This window comes from Campylobacter concisus (genome assembly GCF_002913545.1).
GTDB lineage: Bacteria > Campylobacterota > Campylobacteria > Campylobacterales > Campylobacteraceae > Campylobacter_A > Campylobacter_A concisus_AV.
In genome coordinates, this window is sequence record NZ_PPBR01000041.1 from 32,423 (window position 1) to 53,666 (window position 21,244).

Genomic DNA, 21,244 nt, shown 5'->3' on the forward strand with positions numbered 1-21,244 from the left:
ATTTATTTCAAAAGCTCTTTTGCGTATTTTAGACCTAGCTCATAAGCTTTTGCATTTGCCTCTTTGACCTTAGCTGGCACGCTTGCTAGCATCTCTTCACGCACTAAATTTTCATCCATGCACCTACTCATCGCCACAGCCACACCAAGAGCCACGACGCTTTGAGTGATGACGTTTCCGACCTCGTCTTTTGCGATAGAGATGATAGGAATTTCATAAATTTTCCAGCGCTTTTTGTCCTCGTCGCTTACTTTTACCAAATTTGGCTCAACAACGATCGCACCGCCCTCTTTCACGCCACTTTTAAAGGCGTTGTAGCTTATCTGCGCGGTGGCAAGCATAAAGTCTATCTCGCCCTCGTTTGCGTAAGGATATAAAATTTCTTTCTCATCTAGTATGATATCGACCTTTGTTGGGCCGCCTCGCACTTGAGATGTGTAGGTAGATGCCTTGACGCCGTATCCGCCTGCTTTTATCTTGGCAGCTGAGAGGATCTCGCCTGCTAGTATGACGCCCTGTCCGCCAACGCCGACAAATCTTAATTGTGACTTCATGCTAGCTCCTCAAAATTTATCGCTTCATTGCTCATAGCAGCCTTTCTTACCTTGTCGTAAGCTTTGGTGTATTCGATCTTTTCTTCATCTTTGTGAAGCACGCCAAGTGGGAAAATGCCCTTTTTCTCTTCGTCGCTTAACATGTCAAATTTGACCTTGCTCGTCGTGCGGCCCTTTATCCACTCTAAATTTTTCACCGCCTCGCCCATTTTGTTTTTGCGGCCTAAATTTATGTGGCAGTTTGAAAATACATCAAAAAAGCTGTATCCATCGTGGCTAAAGCCCTCTACAAAGAGCTTTGTAAGCTTCTCTGGCTCGATGACGCTTCCACGCGCGACAAAGCTAGCACCTGCAGCAGTTGCGAGCTTACAGGCGTCAAAGCTAGGATCGATGTTGCCATACTGCGCTGTGACCGTCCACATGCCCTTTGGCGTGGTTGGGCTGGTTTGCGAGTTGGTTAGCGCGTAAATGAAGTTGTTGATTAAGATGTGATTTAGCCCGATATTTCGGCGGCATCCGTGTATCGTGTGGTTGCCTCCGATCGCTAGTCCGTCGCCGTCGCCAGTTACCACGATGACGTGCTTGTCTGGGTTTGCCATCTTTACACCAGTCGCGTAAGCTACGGCTCTGCCGTGAGTTGTGTGTATGGTGTTGCAGTCAAGATATCCGCTAAAGCGACCAGAGCAGCCTATGCCTGAGACCACGCAAACGTCGTTCATGTCCCAACCCATGGTATCGATAGCGCGGATGAGCGCCTTTAGTATGACGCCGTCGCCACAGCCCCAGCACCAAAGAGTAGGCATTTTATCTGTTCGTAAATATTTATCGTAATTAAAAGCCATAAATTTCTCCTATCTTCGCCTCGATCTCGCTTGGGCTTATCGGTCTGCCGTTTGCTTTTAGCAGTTTTGCAAAGTCATCTCTTAAGATGATCTTTGAAATTTCGCCACTATATTGACCTAAATTTAGCTCGCAGACCAAAATTTTCTTAAATTTATCTGATATCTCTTTTAGCTTTTTAGCTGGAGCTGGGAAAAGTGTGAGTGGCTTAAATAGCCCTGCTTTTAGCCCTTTTTCACGTAAATTTAAGATAGCTTGCTTAGCTGAAAGAGCCACGCTACCAAAGGCGATGATACAAATTTCAGCGTCATTTAACATAAACTCTTCATATTTCTCGCACTCATCAGTGTGTAAATTTATCTTGTTAAACAGCCTATTTATCGAGTATTCAACGATCTTGCCATCTTCTGTTGGAAAGCCAGTAGCGCCGTGATGAAGCCCAGTTATGTGGTAGTGATAGCCTTTAAAGAAAGGATTTAGCGTGGCTGGCGCGTCTGGTGCTGCCTCGTAGGGTTTATACTCTTTTGGCTCGCCACTAAATTCTCTTCTTTTATAAATTTCTAGCTCGCTGATTTCTGGCAAACTAACCCTTGCTTGCATGTGGCCTATCGTCTCATCAAGTAGCAGCATAACTGGCGTCATAAACCTAGCTGCGAGATTAAAAGCACGCACGGTCTGCGTATAGCACTCCTCTAAGCTACTAGGGGCTAGCACTATCATATTTACATCGCCATGAGTTGGGTTTTTAGCCTGCAAGATATCGCCTTGTGCGACGCGGGTTGGTAGGCCAGTTGAAGGGCCACCACGCATGACATTTACGATGACAAGCGGTATCTCAGCGATAAAGCCAAGACCTATTTGCTCAGCCTTTAGGGAAATTCCAGGACCAGAACTTGCAGTCATCGCCTTAGCACCGCTCGCACTTGCACCAAGAGCTACGGAAATTCCAGCTATCTCATCTTCCATTTGTATAAATGTGCCGCCATGTTTTGGCAAAAGCACGCTTAGCTCGTGGGCGATCTCACTGCTTGGAGTGATAGGATATCCGCCAAAGAAGTTACAGCCACACTCGACCGCAGCCCTTGCTACTAGGGCATTTCCAGTTGATACTACCTCTCTCATGCGCTCTCTCCAAGTTTTGCAAATTTATTTGCCTTTACGGCTGCAGCTCGCTCTTTGCTCTCAGGCGTTAGCTTTGCAAATTTAAAGCCCTTTTCCGCCACATAAATGGCAAAATCAGGGCAGTGAAGCTCGCAGTCACGGCATCCTATGCATGAGTCAGCATAGACCACCTCTATCATCTTGCCAAGCACCGCCTTTGGCTCAAGCCTCATACCTAGCACGCCTGCTGGGCAGTAGCTCACGCAGACATCACAGGCCTTACACCTGCTCTCATCGACCCAAACTGGGACATTTTCTTTTACGATCATATATCTTCCTACTCTAAGTTTTCTTTTAAAAATTTGATATTTTTTCTAATTTCAGCTTCACTTTTGTTTAGTTGTTCTTGCTCGTCTTCGTCTAAATTTAGCTCTAAAATTTCTTTTAAGCCATCACGTCCGAGCCTTACTAGCCTGCCGCAGCTTAGCTCATCATCTATTAGCACGCTAGCGCTTATTATCTCATCGCTCTTGCCAACGATCATTTCGCACATCTTCACAGCTGCAGCCGCTGGCGCGTAGTAAGCTGATGTGCCAAGGAGCTTAACGATCTTTGCGCCACCAGTGCTTGTCTCTTTTTTGAGCACTTTTAGCTCATTTTCATTTAATTTTTCGCTTATATTGCTAGCTGATACGATCATCTCGTCATTGTGAGCGCCGACGATCTTTGCTCTTAGCTTGCTAGCGTCCTTATCTTTTAAAAGCGCTAGTTCATATCTGCACCTTGCGCTATCTAGCTCGCCAGCCATGCCGATCACTTTGTTTTTGCTAAAACCACTAAATTTATGAGCCGTCCAGACCATCACATCAAGCGGATTTGTGACGACTATTATCACTGCATTTTTGGCAAATTCAGCTATCTTTTGCGCTGTTTGCTTTACGACAACGGCGTTTTTAAGTAGTAGATCTTCTCTTGTTTGACCCTCTTTTCTTGGGCTTCCAGCTGTGACTATGACGATGTCACTGCCTTCAATTAGCACAAAATCATCGCCACCACAAACGCTAGTTTTTGCGTTAAAGACGCAGCTTGACTGCGCTAGATCGATCGCTTTTGCGCGCGCCACGTCACCAAATATATCCACAAGCGCGATCTCATCGCAAAGCTCTCTCATGCAAAGCGCATAAGCTATGCTAGCACCGACGTTTCCAGCTCCAACTACACTTATTTTCATCTCTTATCCTATTATTTGATTTAAAATTTCACTTGGTCTCATGACCTCATTTGCTCTTGCTTCATCTAGCAGGTAGTATCCGCCAAATTCCACGCTTGCACCATCTTTTTCTCTGATCTGCTTTAGAATTTCGCTCTCGTTTTTCTCTAGCTCGTCTGCTAAATTTTCAAAAATTACGCTTAAAACCCCGCCACTTTTTGCCATCTCTCTCGCCCAAAAGAATGCTAGATAAAAGTGCGACTCTCTAGTATCAAGAGTGGCGTTTGGCGTTTTGTTTTCATCTAGATAGCTAGCAACAGCTCTATTTAGCGCGTCACTTAGCTCCTTTGCCTCTTTTTTTTGCCTAAAAAACGCTAGATGTTCAAGCGAAGCACTAAGCGCTAAAAACTCGCCCAAGCTGTCCCAAAGCAGGTGATTTTTCTCCTTTAGCTCTTTTACAAGCGTCGGAGCCGTCCCACCAGCACCGGTCTCAAACATCGCTCCACCAGCAAGTAGTGGCACTACTGAGAGCATTTTTGAGCTACCACCTAGCTCAAATATCGGGAAAAGATCGGTTAAATAGTCTCTTAAAACGTTGCCAGTGACGCCTATGACGTTTTTGCCAGCTCTTATTGCTTCAAGCGATTTTATAGTTGCTTGCTCGTAGTTTAAAATTTCAAATTTCACGCCAGCATTAGTAAATTTATCTCTAAATTTGTCAAATTTAGCTATCAAATTTCTATCGTGAGCGCGGCTGCTATCTAGCCAAAATATAAGCTCATCTTTTGAAATTTCGCCTCTTTTTAAAGCAAGCTCAAACCACGCATTTATCGCGTCGTCTTTAGCCTGCGTCATCCGAAAAATGTCGCCACTTTTAACACTAAATTTAAAGACGCTCTCGCCAGCTTCGTTGCAAACAACAAATTCTCCGTCCTCTTTTGCGATGAAAGTCTTATCGTGGCTGCCGTACTCCTCGGCCTTTTTGGCCATTAGCCCCACGTTTGCTACGCTGCCGATCTTGCTCACATCAAGCGCACCATGCTCCTTAAAGTCCGCCACGCAGGCCTCATAAACCCTAGCGTAGGTCCTATCTGGGATCATGCAAAGTGAGAAATTTAGCTCGCCACTTCTATCTTTTACCTTGCCAGAGTTTCTAATGAGTGCTGGCACTGAGGCGTCGATGATGACATCATTTGGCACGTCAAAGTTGCTGGCATTTTCATTTAGTGCCCAAATTTTTGCTTTTTTGCTCAAAATTTCATCAAATTTAGCCAAAATTTGATCTTTGTTTTTAAGAGTTGAAATTTTAGAAAACATATCTTTTAAGCCATTTTTTGCCTCAACGCCGTGAGTTTTAAACTCTTCACCAAATAGCTCAAAAACCTCTTTAAAATAGCTCTTTATCGCATGAGCAAAGATGACTGGGTCGCTAACCTTCATCATCGTGCATTTTAGATGAAGGCTAAGGGTTAAATTTTCTTTTTTTGCCTCGTCAAAGCAGCTTTCATAAAATTTATCTAGCTCATCTACGCTTAAATATGCCGCATCTACGATCTCGCCACTTTGAACGGCAAGCTCTTTTAAAAGTTCTTTTTTGCCCTCCATGCTTATGAAATTTATATAAAATTTCTCATCTTTGCTAGCGATGATTGAGCGCTCATTTTCGTAAAAATCGCCCTTTTGCATGTAGCAAATTTTAGTTTTATTTGCCTTATCCCAGTTGCCGTTGCTATGTGGATGCTTTTTAGCAAATTCTTTAACCGGTGGCAAAACTCTTCTGTCTGAGTTTCCTTGTCTTAGCACAGGATTTACCGCACTTCCTAGCACTTTTGCATATTTTTTAGCGACCTCTTCGTCGTAGTCTGTGATGATCTCGTCTGGGTAAAATGGCACGTTTATCCCCTTGCTTCTAAGCTCATCAATGGCTGCTTTTAGCTGAACTAGCGTGGCTGAGATGTTTGGCAGTTTTATGATATTTGCCTCTTTGTGCGCGGTTAGCTCGCCCAAAAGCTCTAACTCATCGGCCTTGTTTAGCCCAAGCTCTTTGCTAAAAAGAGATAAAATTCGCCCAGCCAAGCTTATGTCAGCCCTAGTTATGCTAATGCCAGCACGTGATAAAAAGCTCTTAACGATAGGAAAGAGAGAGTAGCTTGCAAATAGCGGTGCTTCGTCGGTTTTAGTCCAGATAATGTCACTCATTTTAGCCCTTTTGATTTTTTGAAATTTATCACGTTTTTTATTAAAGCTAGTTGTATTTTAGCCCTATTTTGCGATATTTTGATTGTGCTCGCTTAAGGTTTTTGAAAAAATGTGTTTTTTCGCCTTTTTATCAAGCACAAAGTATAGATAATCGCTCTTTGCAGGGTTTATCGCCGCTTTTATCGCACTTATAGAGACGCAGCAAACTGGACTTGGCGGTATGCCGTCGTTTAGATAGGTGTTAAACTCGCTCATGTCGCTTCTTATGCGCTCAGCCGTGATCACATCGTGCGAGTAGATGCCATAATTTAGCGTGCCATCCATCTGCAGTCTCATGCCCTTATCTAGGCGGTTGTAGATGACTGAGGCGACAAGTGGCATCTCAGCGTCGTTTGCAGCCTCTTTTTGGATGATTGAAGCGATGGTTAAAATTTTAAACCACTTTTTCTCGTTGTATTCGCCAAAAATTTTTCTGCTAATCTCGCTTTGCGCCTTTTTGGATGAATTTACAAGGTAATATGCCAGATGCCTCTCGCTGATGCCAACTGGGATCTTATAAGTATTTGGCATCAAAAAGCCGTCACTCACTGGCGCAAGGGCGTTATACTCGCTATTTAGTTTAGCTCCGTCAAGTCCAAGCTGGGCTGCTATCTGGTTTAAAAAAACGATAGTAGTTTCGCCAGGGATGAGCGTGATCTCGGTCATCGCAGCCTTTGCCTTGGCAAGTTTTTTTAAAAAATCAACCCTTGAAATTTTATCTTTGCCTATCTCGATCCAGCCAGACTGAGGCGAGCCGATGAAGCGCATGGCGTATTTATCTATGGCGCTTAAGTTAAAGTTGCGATTAGCTAAATAAGATATAATCTCGCCCACACTTCCCTTTGGCACAAAGACGACTTTGCTCGTGTTTATGGGGCGTGCCAAATAGACAAATACACTTAGGACGACGATGAGTACGATATCAAAGAAAATATCTAGGTATGGCTTTTTTATAAAATTTTTTATCATTTTAATTCTTTCGCTTCTTTTGTTTTTAAAATTCAGCATAAAAATAAACGATTTCGAGTTTTACGTCGTAAAATTGGAGCAATTATATATAAAGTTAGATAAAAAATTAATTGTAAGAGCAAAGCAGATCAAACTACCTAATTTTAAACAAAACGCAGAGCAAAAAGCCAGCGACAAGCAACTTTTAAACCTTAGTCAAGGCGTTGATTATCTTGAGACCTTTTTTCAAGAAATTTCGCTTGAGAGCGTGCAAATCGGCAATGATTTTAAGATCAAAATTTTATTTTTAGATGATATATTTTTCGTTGATAGCCCTTATCTAAACATCGATATCAAATTTCAAAATAAGCAGAAAGATGGCATAGATCGCTTCATAGTAAAAAATTTAAGCCTTAAAGATTTTAACGTCAGCATTAGCGGCGAGGGCAGTGCAAATTTTGACAAGGATGACTATAAATTTGATGGAAATTTCACCTCGCACGAGTTAAATGGCAAGCTTAGCTTTGCCTTAAAAGATACACTTTTAACCTACAAAGCCTATGACGTAAATGCTGGCAGTATCAAGGACTTCATCGCTGAGCTTGATAGTCGCATACACCTAAACAGCGAGGTTAAAAACTGGATATATGGCTACATCGTGGCTGATGACTATCACCTAAATGAGATAAACGGCAAGGTCGATATTGCCAAAAATGACTTTTATCTAAACGATCTAAATGCGACTGCAAATGCCAAAAATTTACTTGTTAAATTTGATAAAGGCTTGCCAGCTGTAAATGTAGGTGAGGCAAACATCACGCTTAATAACTCGAAGCTTAAATTTGACCTTACAGCTCCAGTTTATAAAGGCAAAAAGCTTGATGGCTCAAATGTCGCGATAAATAACATCTTTGATGAAAAGAGTGCAAATTTAGAGCTTTTTATAAAGACAAATTCTATTTACGATGAGGCGATAAATGAGATACTAAGAGCTTATAAGATCAACGTGCCAGTTAGGCAGCTAAGCGGCAAAATGGACGCTAGCTTAAAAATTTTGATAAAGCTTGATGAAAAGAGCTTAGAAAATTTTGACGAAAAGAGCGTCATCGCAAATGGCGACTTTAAGATAAGTGATGCTGTTTTAGATATCGCTGGGAGTAAATTTAACGCTAAAAGTGCCCTTGTAAAGCTCGTAAATACTTCTGTGCTAAACATCGATGCAAGCGGCTTTGGGCTTGATTTTTTCAGAGCAAATGCAAAAGCAGATATAAATTTACAAAAAAGCATCGGCGAGATAAAAGGCGTCATAGAAAGCTTTGATCTAAAAGAGAAAAATGATGAAATTTTAGCCTTTAAAAATGAACCATTTAGCGCGCTTCTTGACTTTAGTAAGCCAAGTGAGACCACGCTTAGCATTGAGCCTTTTGGACTAAATTTAAGCTTTGGCAATGAGAGCTTGATAGCTACGAAAAATAGCAACTTTATCATGCAAAACTCCCCAGTTTTAAAGCAAAATGGTGTGCTTGGCTTTGAAAATGTGAGCATAAAAAGCAAGGACTTTACTAATCTTGAAATTTTGGCAAAAGGGCTTAAATTTGACATGCCGTTTTTGGATAAAAATGGCTCAAAATATGATAGTGACGACTTTTTGATCACGGTCTCAAAGGCTGGCGTAAAGGTGCAGAGTGCAAGCAAAAAACTCTCTTTAAATATCGCCGAAAAAGGCATAGAGGCTAAGAGCAACGACCTAAATTTGCTTGTCCTTGATGACAACAGCACAAAAGAGCAAAGCACGCCACTTGAGCTCTTTGCAAAAAATGGCGACATCATCTTGCAAGATCTAAACAAAACCTTGCCATTTACTAGCTTTAGCGCCGAAAAAAAGGGCAAAAGCACCTCTCTAAATGGGCTAGCAAAACAAGGCAGAGTCGGATATTTTAGCGATGAGAAAAGCATAAATTTAGATGCAACTGATATAAGCGGCGAGTTTATCAACGACCTTTTTGGCATAAAGAGCTTTGAGGGCGGTAAATTTCGCCTAAAAATGCTTGGGGAGAGCTCTAAAAATTTCAAGGCTGAGGTGAGATTTTTTGGCACGTATCTAAAAGACTACATCTTTTATCAAAGGCTTTTAAGCTTTCTAAACTCGGTGCCGTCGCTTCTTAGCTTTAAAACGCCTGACTTTAACGACAAGGGCTTTACTGTTAAAAACGGCAAAATTTTACTTACAAGAAAGGGCGACGTGATCGAGTTTTTAGCGATTGAGATGATAGGCACGAGCGCAGATATCGGCGGACGCGGCACGATCGATCTAAAGAGCAAAAAGATAAACATCGACCTTGAGCTAAAGATACTAAAAGACGCAAGCGGTATCATCGACAAGATCCCACTTATCAACCAAATCATCCTTGGCAAAGACCGCTCGCTCTCAACCGTCATCGCCATACGTGGCACGACTGAAAAGCCGGAGTACTCGACGCAGATCTTGCAAGACGCCCTGCTCTCGCCACTAAAGATAATAAGAAACGTCCTGCAAGCTCCGTTTTTGATATTTGAGTAAAGTGTTGCGCAAAAATATTATTGTTTAGTCTGACTTTTACAAAATTTACGGCGGAGCTTATTATCCGCCACTCATTCTAAGTATCTTGCCAGACCCTCATCAAAACAAAACAATGCATCATTAATGAAATCTTCTAACATTTGCGGATCAATGCCTACTAAAGTTTAGTTGAAATTCTCGGCGTTTGATCGTCATTTAACTTATAAAGATTTTCAAAATGAAATGCTCGATTTCGAATTTTAACAGCAAGGTCATATAAAATCTTTACTTTTTGATAGTTTAAAAGTTTATTTTTGCGGTTAAATTTAAAATACTTTTTAAAATCAAGCTTATCAAGATTGAAGGTATCATTGTAAATTTTGGCTTCATCGATGTTTTTTGCCCAAAATCCAAAAGTTTGCTTTGAGACAAAGAGATCATCTAGCTCAAAGTAGCCGCCAAAAGAGCTTAAAATATCTACCTTATTATTATCCACCAAAGCCTTAAAAGCTAAATTTCTAGTGGCAATTTCCAAAATACCAAGTTTTTAAGCCAGCCTGTACTAGCAAAAAGTTCTTTTTATGCTCTTACTCGTTTTTATAGCTCTTTAGGCGTTTGATTGAGAAAAATTTAACACTATCCATAAAAATCAATAAATTCATAAAATTTTACGCACTATAATACGTAAAATTTTACTTCATCTCAAGGCGCATAAGATACATATCCTCGCCGTCAGTCACCTTTAAATTTTGGCTTTTACACTTTGGACAGGTAAAGTCATTTTCGCTAAGCTCCCCGCCAAATCCACAATCCAAACACTCTACAACAATGCCTTGTAAATTTATGACTAGCTCGGCGTTTTCGCAGATCGTGCCAGTCTTATAAACATCAAAGGCACTCTCTAGATAGTGTGGCTCCACTCCGCTTAAGCGGCCAACTTTTATCTCGATCTTACTTATCTCTTTGGCGTTTTCTTTGGCAGCATTTTTCTCGCAAAGACTGACTAAATTTTGAACGATACTAAGCTCGTGCATTAGCAGATCCTTGGTAGTAGCTCACCCTTTGGCGGCTCGAGAAATCTTCTTGATTTATAGGCGTTTTCGATGATGACACGCTCGTTTTTAGCTTCCAAAACCTTGCCAATTATCATCGCGTTTTGATCAAATTCTCTTAAAATTTTAAGTGCCTCTTCAGCCTGGCTCTCATCGACAGCCATCACAAAAGTGCCCTCATTTGCAAGTTCATAAGGCTCAAATCCAAACAGCTCGCAAACGCCCATCACCTCGTCTGCGACCTTGATATTTTCTTCAAAAACTAAGATGTCAAATTTGCTAAATTTAGCCCACTCATTTAGCACCGCACTTAGTCCGCCCCTTGTCGCATCACGCATAGTTTGTGGCTTTATGCCAGAGCTAAGCAGCTTTAAAACAACCTCTTTTAGGCTCTTGCAGTCACTTTTTAGATCAAGACCAAGCTCAAATTCCTCTCTTGCTGCTAGCACCACACCGCCGTGTCTGCCAACATCTCCAGAGATTAAAATTTTTGCCCCTGCTTTTAAATTTTTAAGCTCCACGCCTTCGCAAACTATCTCGCCGATACCTGCTGTGTTTATAAAAATTTTGTCGCATTTGCCCTTTGGCACGACCTTCGTATCGCCACAAACTACGCTCACGCCGCTATCTTTACAAGTTTTTGCAAGCGAGCCAAGCACACGCTCGAGCTCCTCTATACTAAGCCCCTCTTCAATGATGAGCGAGCAGCTTAGATATTTTGCGCTTGCTCCAACCATCGCAAGGTCGTTTATCGTGCCGCAAGCTGCGATCTTACCGATGTCGCCGCCATTAAAAAAAATGGGAGTTACCACAAAGCTATCGGAGCTAAATGCGATCTTGCCGTTTAAATTTAGTATCGCTGAGTCGTTGCTCTGCCTTAAAATTTCATTATCAAAAATTTTAAATATCGTCTCGTTTATAAGCGAGTTCATCTCCTCGCCGCCGCCGCCGTGGCTTAGCATTATCTTTTTCATTAAATTCCTTAACCAACTCTTGCGTATTTAAAATATGCCGCACAAGCGCCCTCGCTTGATACCATGCACGATCCTATCGGATTTTGCGGGTTGCAAACCTTGCCAAAGACCTTACAATCAGTCGGCTTTGCTAGCCCTCTTAAAATTTGCCCACAAATGCAAGCCTTGCTCTCGCCAGCGCTCTCTACGCTGCAGTCAAACTGCACTCTAGCGTCAAGATAGGCAAACTCATCTTTTAGCTTCATACCGCTTTGCGCTATCTCGCCAAGACCTCTCCAGACAAAGTCGCACGGCTCAAAATACTTAGCGATGAGCTCTTTTGCCTTGACGTTGCCCTCCTCTTTAACCGCCCTTGCGTACTCGTTATAGACTTCATATGTGCCTGCGTTTTGCTGACGGACTAAATTTAGCACACTTGCCATGATGTCAAGCGGCTCAAAACCGCTAATGGCAATCGGTCTTTTAAATTCACTCGCTAGCTCTTTATAAATTTTGCTACCCGTGATGACGCTTACGTGACTTGGTCCCAAAAATGCGTCTATCCTTACGTTTTCGTCGCTCATTATAGCTCTAACTGGAGCTGGGACGGTCACGTGATTTATATGAAAGTATAAATTTTTAATGCCCTCTTGCACCACTTTTTCAACCAAATTTGCGCTCATCGGAGTCGTCGTCTCAAAGCCAATAGCAAAAAATATGACATTTTTGTCTGGGTTTTGTTTAGCGATATTTAGCGCATCAAGTGGTGTGTAAAGTGCCCTTATGTCGTGTCCCTCGCCGCGAAGCTTTTGCAAGCTTGTCTTTGAGCCAGGCACTCTTAGCATGTCAGCTAGCGTGCAAAAGATCACATTCTCCATACTAGCAAGCTTACAGGCCTCGTCTATGCGGCTCTTTGGCATCACGCAGACTGGACAGCCTGGGCCATGGACGAAATTTATATGCTCTCCAACCAAGCTTGGCAGTGCAAATTTCATAATGCTATGCGTGTGGCCGCCACAAATTTCCATGATATTTAGCGGTTTTACGCTCTCTTTTTGTATGAGTTTTGAAAGGGCTAGGATTAAATTTTTATCGCGAAAGTCATTGATAAGATCCATCAAATTTTCCCCGCGTCCATATCTTCAGCGATCTTTTGATAGACCTCCAAGCTCTCAAGCGCAAACTGCGTGTCGATCTTTTGCATGGCGTATCCAACGTGAATTAGCACGTATTCGCCAACTTTTACCTCTTCAGAGATGAGATCTAGGCTTACTTTTCTGGTAACGCCCAGTGTCTCAACGGTGGCAACGTTATTTTCATCTATTTCTATTACTTTTGAAGGTATTGAGAGGCACATTATCTTAGCTCTTTTTTAAATTCCAAATAACTTATCCATTTATCGATGCCCTCGCCTGTTTTGCTATCTACTACAAAGATATCGACCTTTGGATTTAGCTTTCTAGCGTCGTTTTTCACTCGCTCGATGTCAAAGTCAAAGTGTGGCGCAAGCGATGCTTTTGTGATTAAAAGCACGTCAGCAGCCCTAAACATCACTGGATATTTGCTCACCTTATCATCGCCCTCTGGCACTGAAAGAAGCACAGCGTTAAAGTGTGAGCCGACATCGTAGCTTGCAGGGCAAACTAAATTTCCAACATTTTCTATAAAGACTAGATCAAGCTCATTTAACGGCAGGTGATGAAGTCCCTCATGCACCATAAAAGCGTCTAAGTGGCAGGTCTGACCTGTGCTTATCTGATGAGCTTTTGCGCCAGCTTTTACTATGCGGTCGGCATCTTGATTGGTCTCCAAGTCTCCCTCGACAACGCCTATTTTAAATTTACCAGCCTTTATCGTAGCCTCCAAAAGCGTAGTCTTGCCAGCGCCTGGACTACTCATCAAATTTACACAAAGTATCTTTTTCTCATCAAGATGCGCTCTGTTGTGAGCAGCCTCTTTGTCGTTTTCAGATAGAATTTTCTCTATCACGTCTATGGTTTTGCTCTCGTTTAGCACAGGGTGTGCGTGAGCCTCGTGACTATGCTCGTGTGCGTCATGAGCGTGATCCGTATGCCCGTCGTGAGTGTGTGGGTGTGAGTGAGTGGTGCCATCAGCATGAGTGTGAGTGTGGGCGTGATTACCCATTGAACAACCGCAATCTTTACACATTTTATTATCCTTTTTTATTAATTTTCAGAGATTTTAACGCTTAAATTTAAAAATAAAATTAAAATTTAAGGGCATTTTATGCAAATGAGATAAATTAACCCGTTTTTTAATTATCCTTTAAATTTACCTTTGATCTTGCAAGCGAACTGGCTCTTCAAAGCTCTCGTTATCATCTGTGTAGCCATTTTCATCAAAATTTTCATCATTGCTTCTTTTTTTGCCATTTGGCGTGATGATGAGATCTTTTAGCCTTGCCCTGCCATCATCCATCACCATCAAAACAGCAACAGCATCCACGTCTTGATCCATCATCTCTCGCTCAGTCTGCTTTGCCTTTTTAGTTGGCATGTAAAACTCTTCGATGCCGTATTTTACAAATGAATATCCATCAAATTTACCAGCTAAGAAAAGAACGTCTTTTGGCTTAGTAAAGCTAAATTTATCAAAAGCGTAAGTGGCATTAGCATCTTGCTTTAAAATGGCGTAAATTTCATCATTTTTTGAGATATTTCTATCATATATATATATCTCAACGCCAGTTTTTTCATCAAATTTAGACTGCTGCAGATTTGAAAAATCTGAAAAATCATAGCTCAAGCTCACGTAGTTTCCGCGAAAGAGATCCCTTGGATCGTAGAGATTTACCCTCACTTTTATCTCTTTTCCAAGGTAAAGTGGCATGAGCGCGTATGCGAGCATCGCAATTATTAGTAAAATTTGAAAGATTATAGCTAGTATTAGTGATCTTATCTTCATTTTGTACGTCCTTTTTTAGCAGCAACTGCGAGCACGACGAAGGCAAAGATGATAAATAGCGCCGTAGCCCCCAAATAATCGCCTATTAGCTCAAAGTATCTAACCACCGCAACTAAGAATATCATGCATAGTCCAAGCGTTAGCTCGCCATTTTTGATAAGCACGGCTGCGACGATGATGTTTGCTAGCGAGAAGAAGATATTTGCATATCCCACGCCTAAGCTAAAGACAAATGGCAAAGCAAAGAGTATCAAGCCAAGAAGCAAGCCGCTTTTGTTTTTCTCTTTGAAAAATAGCGCAATGCTAGCGATGCCAAATACAGCAAAAACCTTGCCAAAACTGCTATAAAAAAATGCTTTTGCAAACCAAAATTTATCTTCTTCTAGCTCGTAGATGTCGCCATTTGCATAAGCTATCAGGCAAACGATCAAGATAATGATGCCAAGATACTTGCCAAAGCCTTTTACAAGGTGCGCTAGCCTATCTCTAAAGCCAGCTAACGGGCTAAAGAGCGCGACAAGTAAAAGCGCGTATGAGAGCGATAAAGTAGCAGCCATCGGCGCTCTAAACATAAGATCATAGTCATAAAATTCGTTAAACCCACTGATCCTAGCGCAAAGTGAAACGATGTATAAAAATATATCCGCTAAAAGCACAATCGCAAGAAATGCCGAGTCACTTTTGTAAAGCGTGTAGGCGCCAAGGGCTATAAAGACGATAAATTCATAAGCAAACTCGCCGCCCATGCCCTTTAAAACAAACCAGATCGTCGCAAAGACAAGGCTTTGAGCCACTAGCAGACCCTTTTTGCTAGCAAAAGAGAGCGCCATTGCTCCAACGCTCCAGAGCAAAACTCCACCGCTTGGCTCGTCGCTAATGTTATAAATTTGAGCGATAAGCGCTATGGCTGCTCCGTAGCAGAAATTTCCCAAAAAGAGCGTAGCCGTGCCAAGCTTATCTTTGCCCTTTTTGAGATAATAAACTCCGCCAAAATTTACAAGTCCAAGCGTAAATAGCACAAGCACCAAGCGTATCAGCCTTGGCATCTCCTCCCAGTTTGCGCCAACTAGCGTAAAAAATGCAAGCGCGAAAAAGAGATAGGCAACCAACTTTAAGATAAAGCTAGTCTTTTCGCTATGAGCGTTTATATCTATATCATATAAATTTGCTATTTTTAAAGCGGTGGCCTTATCGACCACATCCTCTTTTTGCCAGCGATCTAGCTCTTTGGCTAGAAAATTTCTATTGTAAAAATTCATCTTTCATTCTCTTTAAATGACATTTTTTGTGGCTAATGATAGCATACAAGCGCCAAAAATGCTAGAACAAAAATAAAGCAAAAAAAAGGGAGAAATTTAAAGCCAAAAAACTTGGGCGGGCTTTTGCAAATTTAGCTTTAGCCAAAGCCCAAGTAAAAAAAACAAACGGTCATCAAACTTTCGCCACAAAAAGATATCAGGCAAGCAAGAAATAGCAAAACCCGCTATCAATTTGCAAAAATAGATCACAAAAACTGCTAAAAACAACCAAAAAGACAAAATAAGACAAGCTCTGCAGCCAAGAAAGCGCTGCTAGCTATTTACAAAAAACCTAAATTTAAGAGCCAAAAAAGCTTTTAGCTTAAAATTTAGGCACAGCGGCCTTTGTAAGTTTAGAAAACTTAACACCCTTTAAGCCAGCAATCCTGTCAGCAAAGCGCTCTATCTTGCTAGCCTCACCTCTTATCGAGATCGTTTCTAGGCAGTTGTGGTGATCGACATGAACGTGATTTGTGCAGATGATCTTCACATCAGAGTCATGCTCGATATCCATTTTTTTATTCACCAAATCGTTGTGATGATGCACATAAATGAGCGTCAAAACCCCAATCAACTCCTCGTCAGCGTCCTTCCAGCTGTCGCTTACGATCTTTTCACGGATCAAATCCCTTGTAAATTCACTCCTAGAAGCGTAGCCTTGTTCGCTAACTTTTCTATCTAGTTCGTCTAGCAATTGACTAGGCAAAGAAACACTAAAACGTATAACACTATCCATTTTTTGCTCCTTTCTCGTTTGATTACCGTTTATAATCATTATACATCACTTATTAGAAAATGTGGATAAATAATAATAAATTTGCCCTAAATTTACGTTAGAATCGTTACTGCAGAATTTCTTATTGATATAAAATTTCAAATTTGCTTCAGTAAATTTTTTGTAAATAAGCTCAAGCAAAGTCTTATTTTGAAAGACGCCGCCACTTAATAAAATCTCTTTTTTCTCATTTTTAGAAATTTCAAAAATAATATCAGCCATGCCATTTATAAATGCCGTTGCAGCAACTCTTGGCTCATCTTTTAAAGCGCTTTTAAAGGCATCTTTAAAGCCGATAACTCCGTCATTTAGGCTAAATTTGTAACACGCATCTAAATTTTTATCATAAAGCGCCTCAAGCCTCATGCCACTCTCTCCCTCGTAGCTTGAGCTAAAAATGCCACATATTATCGCACCAAATGCGTCAAATATCCTACCAACAGAGCTAGTTTTTACTAAATTTAGCCCCTTTTGCTCCATCATCTTGAAATTTCTAAGCACCTTTTCATCAAAATTTACTAAAAATTTACGCCCCTCGTCCTCAAGCTCATACTTCAAAATAATAGAATAAGCGATGAGGTAGATATTTTTTATGCTATTTTCGCCGCCAAATAAGCTAAATTCATCAAAGTGATAAACCCTTTTGTAGCTATTTTTATCTAGCCTAAAGACCTCGCCACCCCAAATTTTGCCATCCTCTGCATATCCAGTACCGTCAAAGCAAAAGCCAAGATACTCTTTGTCTGGCAAATCATTTTCAAAGATGACACTTAGCAAATGCGCGTAGTGATGCTGCAGATGAATTAGCTCAAAGCCCTGATCCTTTGCCCATTTTGTATTTAAAAAATTTGGATGCAAATCGGCTATAACTTTGTCTATTTTTAGATCATAAGTCGTTTCAAAAAGGGTGAAAATGTCTTTAAACCTATCAAAAGTCGCTACGTTTTTTAGATCGCCGATATATGGACTGATCATCAAAAGTCCGTCTTTGTAGATGCAAAATGAGCTCTTTAGCTCCGCTCCAAGTGCTAAAAATGTCCCTTTTTGCTTAAAATTTGTATGTATGAAATTTGGATTTAGCCCACGGCTTGTCCTTGTAAAAATCACTTCATCGCCAACGCAAAATGCGATACTATCGTCACTTGGCGAGTAAATTTCTCGGTCGTGATCAAGGTAAAAGTCTATAACCTCACCTAGTTTTTCCCTTAGCTCGCTCTCATCTTTTATCACAACCTCGCCTGAGATGTTTGCGCTAGTTGCGATGATGTCGTGCTCTAAATAATCAAATAGCAAAAGATGAATGCCGCTAAATGCGAGCATGACGCCAAGCTTATTTAAATTTGGCGCGACGCTTTTTGCGATATTTGAGCCGTTTTTTGCTTCAAGCAAGACGATAGGCTTTAAATTTGAGCTAAGAAGCTTCGCCTCCGCCTCTGAAATTTGCGCTATCTCTCTAGCGTTTTGTAAATTTTTACTCATCAGAGCAAAGGGCTTGCTTGGGCGGTGTTTTCTGGCTCTTAGCTCGCAAACTGCGGCTTCATTTGTCGCGTCGCAAACCAGATGAAAGCCACCAAGCCCCTTAATGGCTAAAATTTTGCCCTCGTTTATGAGCTTAGCCGCCTCTTTGGCTGCTTCGTTTTTACTAGCCAAGACTTTGCCAAATTTATCTTTTAGATAGAGTTTTGGCCCGCAGTTTGGGCAAGAGATCGGCTCTGCGTGGTAGCGGCGATTAAGTGGGTCTTTATACTCGCTCTCACAAAATTTACACATCTTAAACTCGTTCATCGTTGTATTTACCCTGTCATAAGGCAATGCTTTGATGATGGAAAATCTCGGTCCGCAGTTGGTGCAGTTTATAAATGGGTATTTGTAGCGTGGATTTGTGGGGTCATAAAACTCGCGCAAGCAGTCATCGCAAAGTGCGTAATCAGGCAAGATAGGCGCTTGCTTGGTAGCCGACTTTGAAGCGATGATCTCAAGTTTTTCGTAAATTTTATCTATCTTAAATTTATGCAGTTCATCGATCCTAGCAAGGGCTGGCAGCTTCTCATAAAGCTCTTTTTCAAAAGCCAAAAAGCTAGCCTCTTCGCCGCTAAAATTTAGCTTCACGCCCTCGTCATCGTTGTAAATTTCGCCAACTAGCTTAAATTTGTCCGCTAAAGTATAGACAAAAGGTCTAAAACCAACGCCTTGAACTAAACCTTTGATCTCATATCTAAAGCTTGATCTCAATGCCAAATCCGGGGTCAAAATTTGTTTTTATATTTGGGTTTAGGTGCTTTTTTATCAAGTTGCTAACTACCTTATTATAAAATAAATCCCCGCTTAAAGTAACATTTTTGATGTTAAATTTATCTCGTTTTTCATAGCTAAAATCGCTCAAAAAATGCGCCAAAGACTCGGTGCAACCAAAGCTGATATTCTTCTCTCCAGTGCCAGCAAGGATAAATGAAATGATACTTTTTACAAACTTAACACCGTCTAAACCAAAGTCATCTTTCATTTTATAATCTATCCTAACGCCCTTTTGACCGCTAAAATCGCTTGCCATAAGGAGTAAATTCTCCCCTGCTTTTTTAAAGTCACTGCTTAAACCAAGCAAGCGTCCAGCTATGCAAAATAGCGAGAAAAAGCTAGCATTTAAGCTAAATTTACCACTTGGCAGGGCGCTCTCTTTACTGAAGTTTTCAAGTAGTCTTTCGCCGCTCTCATCAGCTCTTATGAGCTCATAAATTTCTTCAAAGCTGCTAAATTTTGGTAAAAATAGAAGCTGCGTTTTGCTTGATTTTGAAAGCAGGCAAATTTCATCATCGCTAAATTTGCTAAATTTTAGCCCCAAAGCCACTTCGCCCAAATAACTAAGCTCAAATTCCTCATCTTTTGTATAAAAAAATGGGCTTAAAAGCGCGCTATTTTCAAGCAAAGCAAGCCTTGAAAGAGCGTTTTTTTGCTCCTTTACAGAAACGCTTAAAAAGCTAAAGCCCTCTTTGTTTAGCTGCTCGCAAAGGGCGTAAAGAAAAAGGTCATTTGGCGCCATCACGTCAAAAAATAGCGGTGCGTCCTCGTGGTTTTGCCTATAAATGGCTGTCGTCTTTAGCGCTAAAAGTGGCTTTTCAAAGCTAGCAAGCGCGATCTGCGCCCTATCATCGGCTATAAAAATTTTAGGTAGCTCTTTTAAATTTACAGGCATCAAGAAATTTGCATCAAATTTTACCCCAAGAGAAATTTCATATAAATTTTCATCTTGCTCTATGCAAACGCCCTTACCATTTTTTAATAAATTTAGGCAGGTTTTTTGCTTTTCATTAAAATTATCAAGCGTTATCTCGCCATCAAATTTACTCAAAGAGAGCACGCCGCTTTCATTTAAAATAGCCTTGCCATTAGCCAAAAATGCCGCCGCTTGAGACGGACTAAGCGTGCCAAATTTTATCTTTTTAATCTCATCTGCCACGTCAAGCTCATCTGCCACATCAACCTCGCTATGCTTTATAAAAAGGCTATAAGGCAAAATGGCGCTTGCTCTATCTGCTATGGCGCTAAGCTCATTGGCAGAGCCACTTACTTTTAGGGAAATTTGATCATTTTTACAGCTTATAGAGTGCTTAAGCTCCCCAGCTAATGAGCGTAAAAATGGCGCCAAAAATGCTGGCTCTTTAAAGCAGTCAAATTTAAAAGCAAGTATCATTTTAAACCTTTTTTGGCGTAGTCATCGAGGGTGTCATTTAGGGTGAAATTTGCTACCTTTTCACACTTAAAATCAAGCTCTTTTAAGTGATCAAGCAGCGTTTTTTCTAGGATATTAGAAGCTTTAATCACTTCATCTGAGAGGCTAAAATTTGATGACTCTATGCGGCTAGGCACGATGCCTAGGATTTTGGTTATCGGTCTATCGCCTGCAAGCTCCATTAGATGAAGGGTTTGAAGCATCTCGATCTCGTGAGCCGAGCCGTCCCAGCTGATAAAATTTGGTACGTTTAGAAAATCAAAAAAATAAACATCGCCCACGCTTGCGCCATTTGCGCTAATGCAATCAACGACGATAAGATAGTCAAATTCGCTTATTATGTGAGTTAGAGCGAGGGCTAAAGTGCCCCCGTCCATTAGAGTAAGCTCGTTTTTAGAACTTGTAAATTTATAGTTTTTAGCCATCAAATTTACAAAATGAACACCTATGCCCTCATCAGCAAACATCACGTTGCCAATGCCAAGAACCAGCACTCTCATCAGTGTTCTTTTACAAATTTATAGCCACTAACGATGGCGTCCATCGCTCCATTTTTGCCTTTAACGGCGTTAAATATCGCCATATAAACGTGAATAGGCACAAATATCATGATGATCCACATACAAATTCTATGTATCGTTCTAACATTTGCTAGTCCGCCCATAAGCTCTTCAAAGTATCTCGCTGGCTCGTAGATCGCTCCGCCAAGTCCGTTGTGATAAACATGAGCGTAAAGCACTAGGCCAGTTAGGCAAATGAGCGCTAAGATGACGTAAAAGAAAAAGTATGAGGCAAACTGCAATGGGTTATAAACGCCCCTTAAATGCGGGTGCGGTCCCATAAAGATGTAGTACTTTATCTGTGCGATCCAAACTTTTGGACTTAAAAAGTCAAGCACGCTCATCCACTCTTTTTTGCTGTGTTTATCAAAGACAAATAGATAGAATTTAAAGATAAATACCGCTATTAGCACAAAGCCAGCGACCTGGTGCGCCAAACGCCACTTTGCTTGCATGAAATTTGTAGGCTCGCTCGTGATCTCTGGGCTCATAAAGACATAAGAGATGTAGTAGCCGCTCACGGT

The 21,244-nt window shown here is 41.2% G+C and carries 21 protein-coding genes; 1 reads left to right on the forward strand and 20 read right to left on the reverse strand.

What is annotated here, in order from left to right:
- Positions 1 to 2: 2 nt before the first annotated feature.
- From CYP05_RS03090 to mltG, 7 genes are all read right to left on the reverse strand, one after another.
- Positions 3 to 554, reverse strand: a complete 552-nt coding sequence (locus tag CYP05_RS03090) for a 2-oxoacid:acceptor oxidoreductase family protein (protein WP_021087611.1) — start codon at positions 552 to 554, stop codon at positions 3 to 5.
- Positions 551 to 1,396 (reverse strand): 2-oxoglutarate ferredoxin oxidoreductase subunit beta, encoded by an 846-nt coding sequence (locus CYP05_RS03095; protein WP_009293868.1) that lies wholly within the window; start codon positions 1,394 to 1,396, stop codon positions 551 to 553. Before CYP05_RS03095 ends, CYP05_RS03090 begins: the two co-directional genes overlap by 4 nt.
- Positions 1,386 to 2,516: a 2-oxoglutarate synthase subunit alpha gene (locus CYP05_RS03100; RefSeq protein WP_103641968.1), complete on the reverse strand. Its 1,131-nt coding sequence runs from the start codon at positions 2,514 to 2,516 to the stop codon at positions 1,386 to 1,388. Before CYP05_RS03100 ends, CYP05_RS03095 begins: the two co-directional genes overlap by 11 nt.
- A complete protein-coding gene (locus tag CYP05_RS03105) occupies positions 2,513 to 2,824 on the reverse strand; it encodes a 4Fe-4S dicluster domain-containing protein (RefSeq protein ID WP_012001805.1) in 312 nt (103 codons plus the stop codon). Before CYP05_RS03105 ends, CYP05_RS03100 begins: the two co-directional genes overlap by 4 nt.
- A gap of 8 nt (positions 2,825 to 2,832) precedes the next feature.
- The gene (locus CYP05_RS03110) at positions 2,833 to 3,726 is read right to left on the reverse strand and encodes a lactate/malate family dehydrogenase (RefSeq protein ID WP_021089104.1); all 894 of its coding nucleotides are present in this window, start codon (positions 3,724 to 3,726) and stop codon (positions 2,833 to 2,835) included.
- A 3-nt stretch (positions 3,727 to 3,729) separates the two neighbouring features.
- Positions 3,730 to 5,904, reverse strand: a complete 2,175-nt coding sequence (locus tag CYP05_RS03115; RefSeq protein ID WP_103641967.1) for an NADP-dependent isocitrate dehydrogenase — start codon at positions 5,902 to 5,904, stop codon at positions 3,730 to 3,732.
- Positions 5,905 to 5,967: 63 nt separating this feature from the next.
- Positions 5,968 to 6,912, reverse strand: coding sequence for an endolytic transglycosylase MltG (gene mltG / locus CYP05_RS03120; protein WP_103569535.1), 945 nt, complete (start codon positions 6,910 to 6,912; stop codon positions 5,968 to 5,970).
- A 73-nt stretch (positions 6,913 to 6,985) separates the two neighbouring features.
- Between mltG and CYP05_RS03125 the strand changes: the two genes are divergently transcribed.
- Positions 6,986 to 9,451, forward strand: coding sequence for an AsmA-like C-terminal domain-containing protein (locus tag CYP05_RS03125; RefSeq protein ID WP_103641969.1), 2,466 nt, complete (start codon positions 6,986 to 6,988; stop codon positions 9,449 to 9,451).
- Between the two features lie 157 nt (positions 9,452 to 9,608).
- On the opposite strand, the gene CYP05_RS10110 is transcribed toward CYP05_RS03125, so the two are convergent.
- The 13 genes from CYP05_RS10110 to cybH form a co-directional block, all read right to left on the reverse strand.
- Complete coding sequence (locus CYP05_RS10110; RefSeq protein WP_258031502.1) at positions 9,609 to 9,926, reverse strand: hypothetical protein; 318 nt, start codon at positions 9,924 to 9,926, stop codon at positions 9,609 to 9,611.
- Between the two features lie 196 nt (positions 9,927 to 10,122).
- Entirely contained in the window at positions 10,123 to 10,464 is a 342-nt protein-coding gene (gene hypA, locus CYP05_RS03135; RefSeq protein WP_021087609.1) for a hydrogenase maturation nickel metallochaperone HypA, read from the reverse strand.
- Complete coding sequence (hypE, locus tag CYP05_RS03140) at positions 10,464 to 11,456, reverse strand: hydrogenase expression/formation protein HypE (RefSeq protein ID WP_103641965.1); 993 nt, start codon at positions 11,454 to 11,456, stop codon at positions 10,464 to 10,466. Before hypE ends, hypA begins: the two co-directional genes overlap by 1 nt.
- Positions 11,457 to 11,464: 8 nt before the next feature.
- Positions 11,465 to 12,553, reverse strand: a complete 1,089-nt coding sequence (gene hypD / locus CYP05_RS03145; RefSeq protein ID WP_103641964.1) for a hydrogenase formation protein HypD — start codon at positions 12,551 to 12,553, stop codon at positions 11,465 to 11,467.
- Complete coding sequence (locus CYP05_RS03150; RefSeq protein WP_009293878.1) at positions 12,553 to 12,792, reverse strand: HypC/HybG/HupF family hydrogenase formation chaperone; 240 nt, start codon at positions 12,790 to 12,792, stop codon at positions 12,553 to 12,555. Before CYP05_RS03150 ends, hypD begins: the two co-directional genes overlap by 1 nt.
- Positions 12,792 to 13,604 carry a hydrogenase nickel incorporation protein HypB gene (gene hypB / locus CYP05_RS03155; RefSeq protein WP_021093192.1) on the reverse strand — a complete coding sequence of 271 codons (813 nt, stop codon included), beginning with the start codon at positions 13,602 to 13,604 and terminating at the stop codon, positions 12,792 to 12,794. Before hypB ends, CYP05_RS03150 begins: the two co-directional genes overlap by 1 nt.
- 123 nt (positions 13,605 to 13,727) lie before the next feature.
- A complete protein-coding gene (locus CYP05_RS03160) occupies positions 13,728 to 14,360 on the reverse strand; it encodes a GDYXXLXY domain-containing protein (RefSeq protein ID WP_103641963.1) in 633 nt (210 codons plus the stop codon).
- Complete coding sequence (locus CYP05_RS03165) at positions 14,357 to 15,619, reverse strand: DUF2157 domain-containing protein (protein ID WP_103641962.1); 1,263 nt, start codon at positions 15,617 to 15,619, stop codon at positions 14,357 to 14,359. The genes CYP05_RS03160 and CYP05_RS03165 overlap by 4 nt, the downstream gene beginning before the upstream one ends.
- Before the next feature lie 361 nt (positions 15,620 to 15,980).
- Positions 15,981 to 16,394 carry a nickel-responsive transcriptional regulator NikR gene (nikR, locus tag CYP05_RS03170; protein WP_103606748.1) on the reverse strand — a complete coding sequence of 138 codons (414 nt, stop codon included), beginning with the start codon at positions 16,392 to 16,394 and terminating at the stop codon, positions 15,981 to 15,983.
- Positions 16,395 to 16,439: 45 nt separating this feature from the next.
- Complete coding sequence (gene hypF / locus CYP05_RS03175; protein WP_103641961.1) at positions 16,440 to 18,665, reverse strand: carbamoyltransferase HypF; 2,226 nt, start codon at positions 18,663 to 18,665, stop codon at positions 16,440 to 16,442.
- A complete protein-coding gene (locus CYP05_RS03180) occupies positions 18,649 to 20,121 on the reverse strand; it encodes a hypothetical protein (RefSeq protein WP_103641960.1) in 1,473 nt (490 codons plus the stop codon). The genes hypF and CYP05_RS03180 overlap by 17 nt, the downstream gene beginning before the upstream one ends.
- The gene (locus CYP05_RS03185; RefSeq protein ID WP_103641959.1) at positions 20,118 to 20,660 is read right to left on the reverse strand and encodes a HyaD/HybD family hydrogenase maturation endopeptidase; all 543 of its coding nucleotides are present in this window, start codon (positions 20,658 to 20,660) and stop codon (positions 20,118 to 20,120) included. The genes CYP05_RS03180 and CYP05_RS03185 overlap by 4 nt, the downstream gene beginning before the upstream one ends.
- A partial coding sequence (gene cybH / locus CYP05_RS03190; protein ID WP_103641970.1) for a Ni/Fe-hydrogenase, b-type cytochrome subunit occupies positions 20,660 to 21,244 on the reverse strand: 585 nt, incomplete at its 5' end. The genes cybH and CYP05_RS03185, both read right to left, overlap by 1 nt.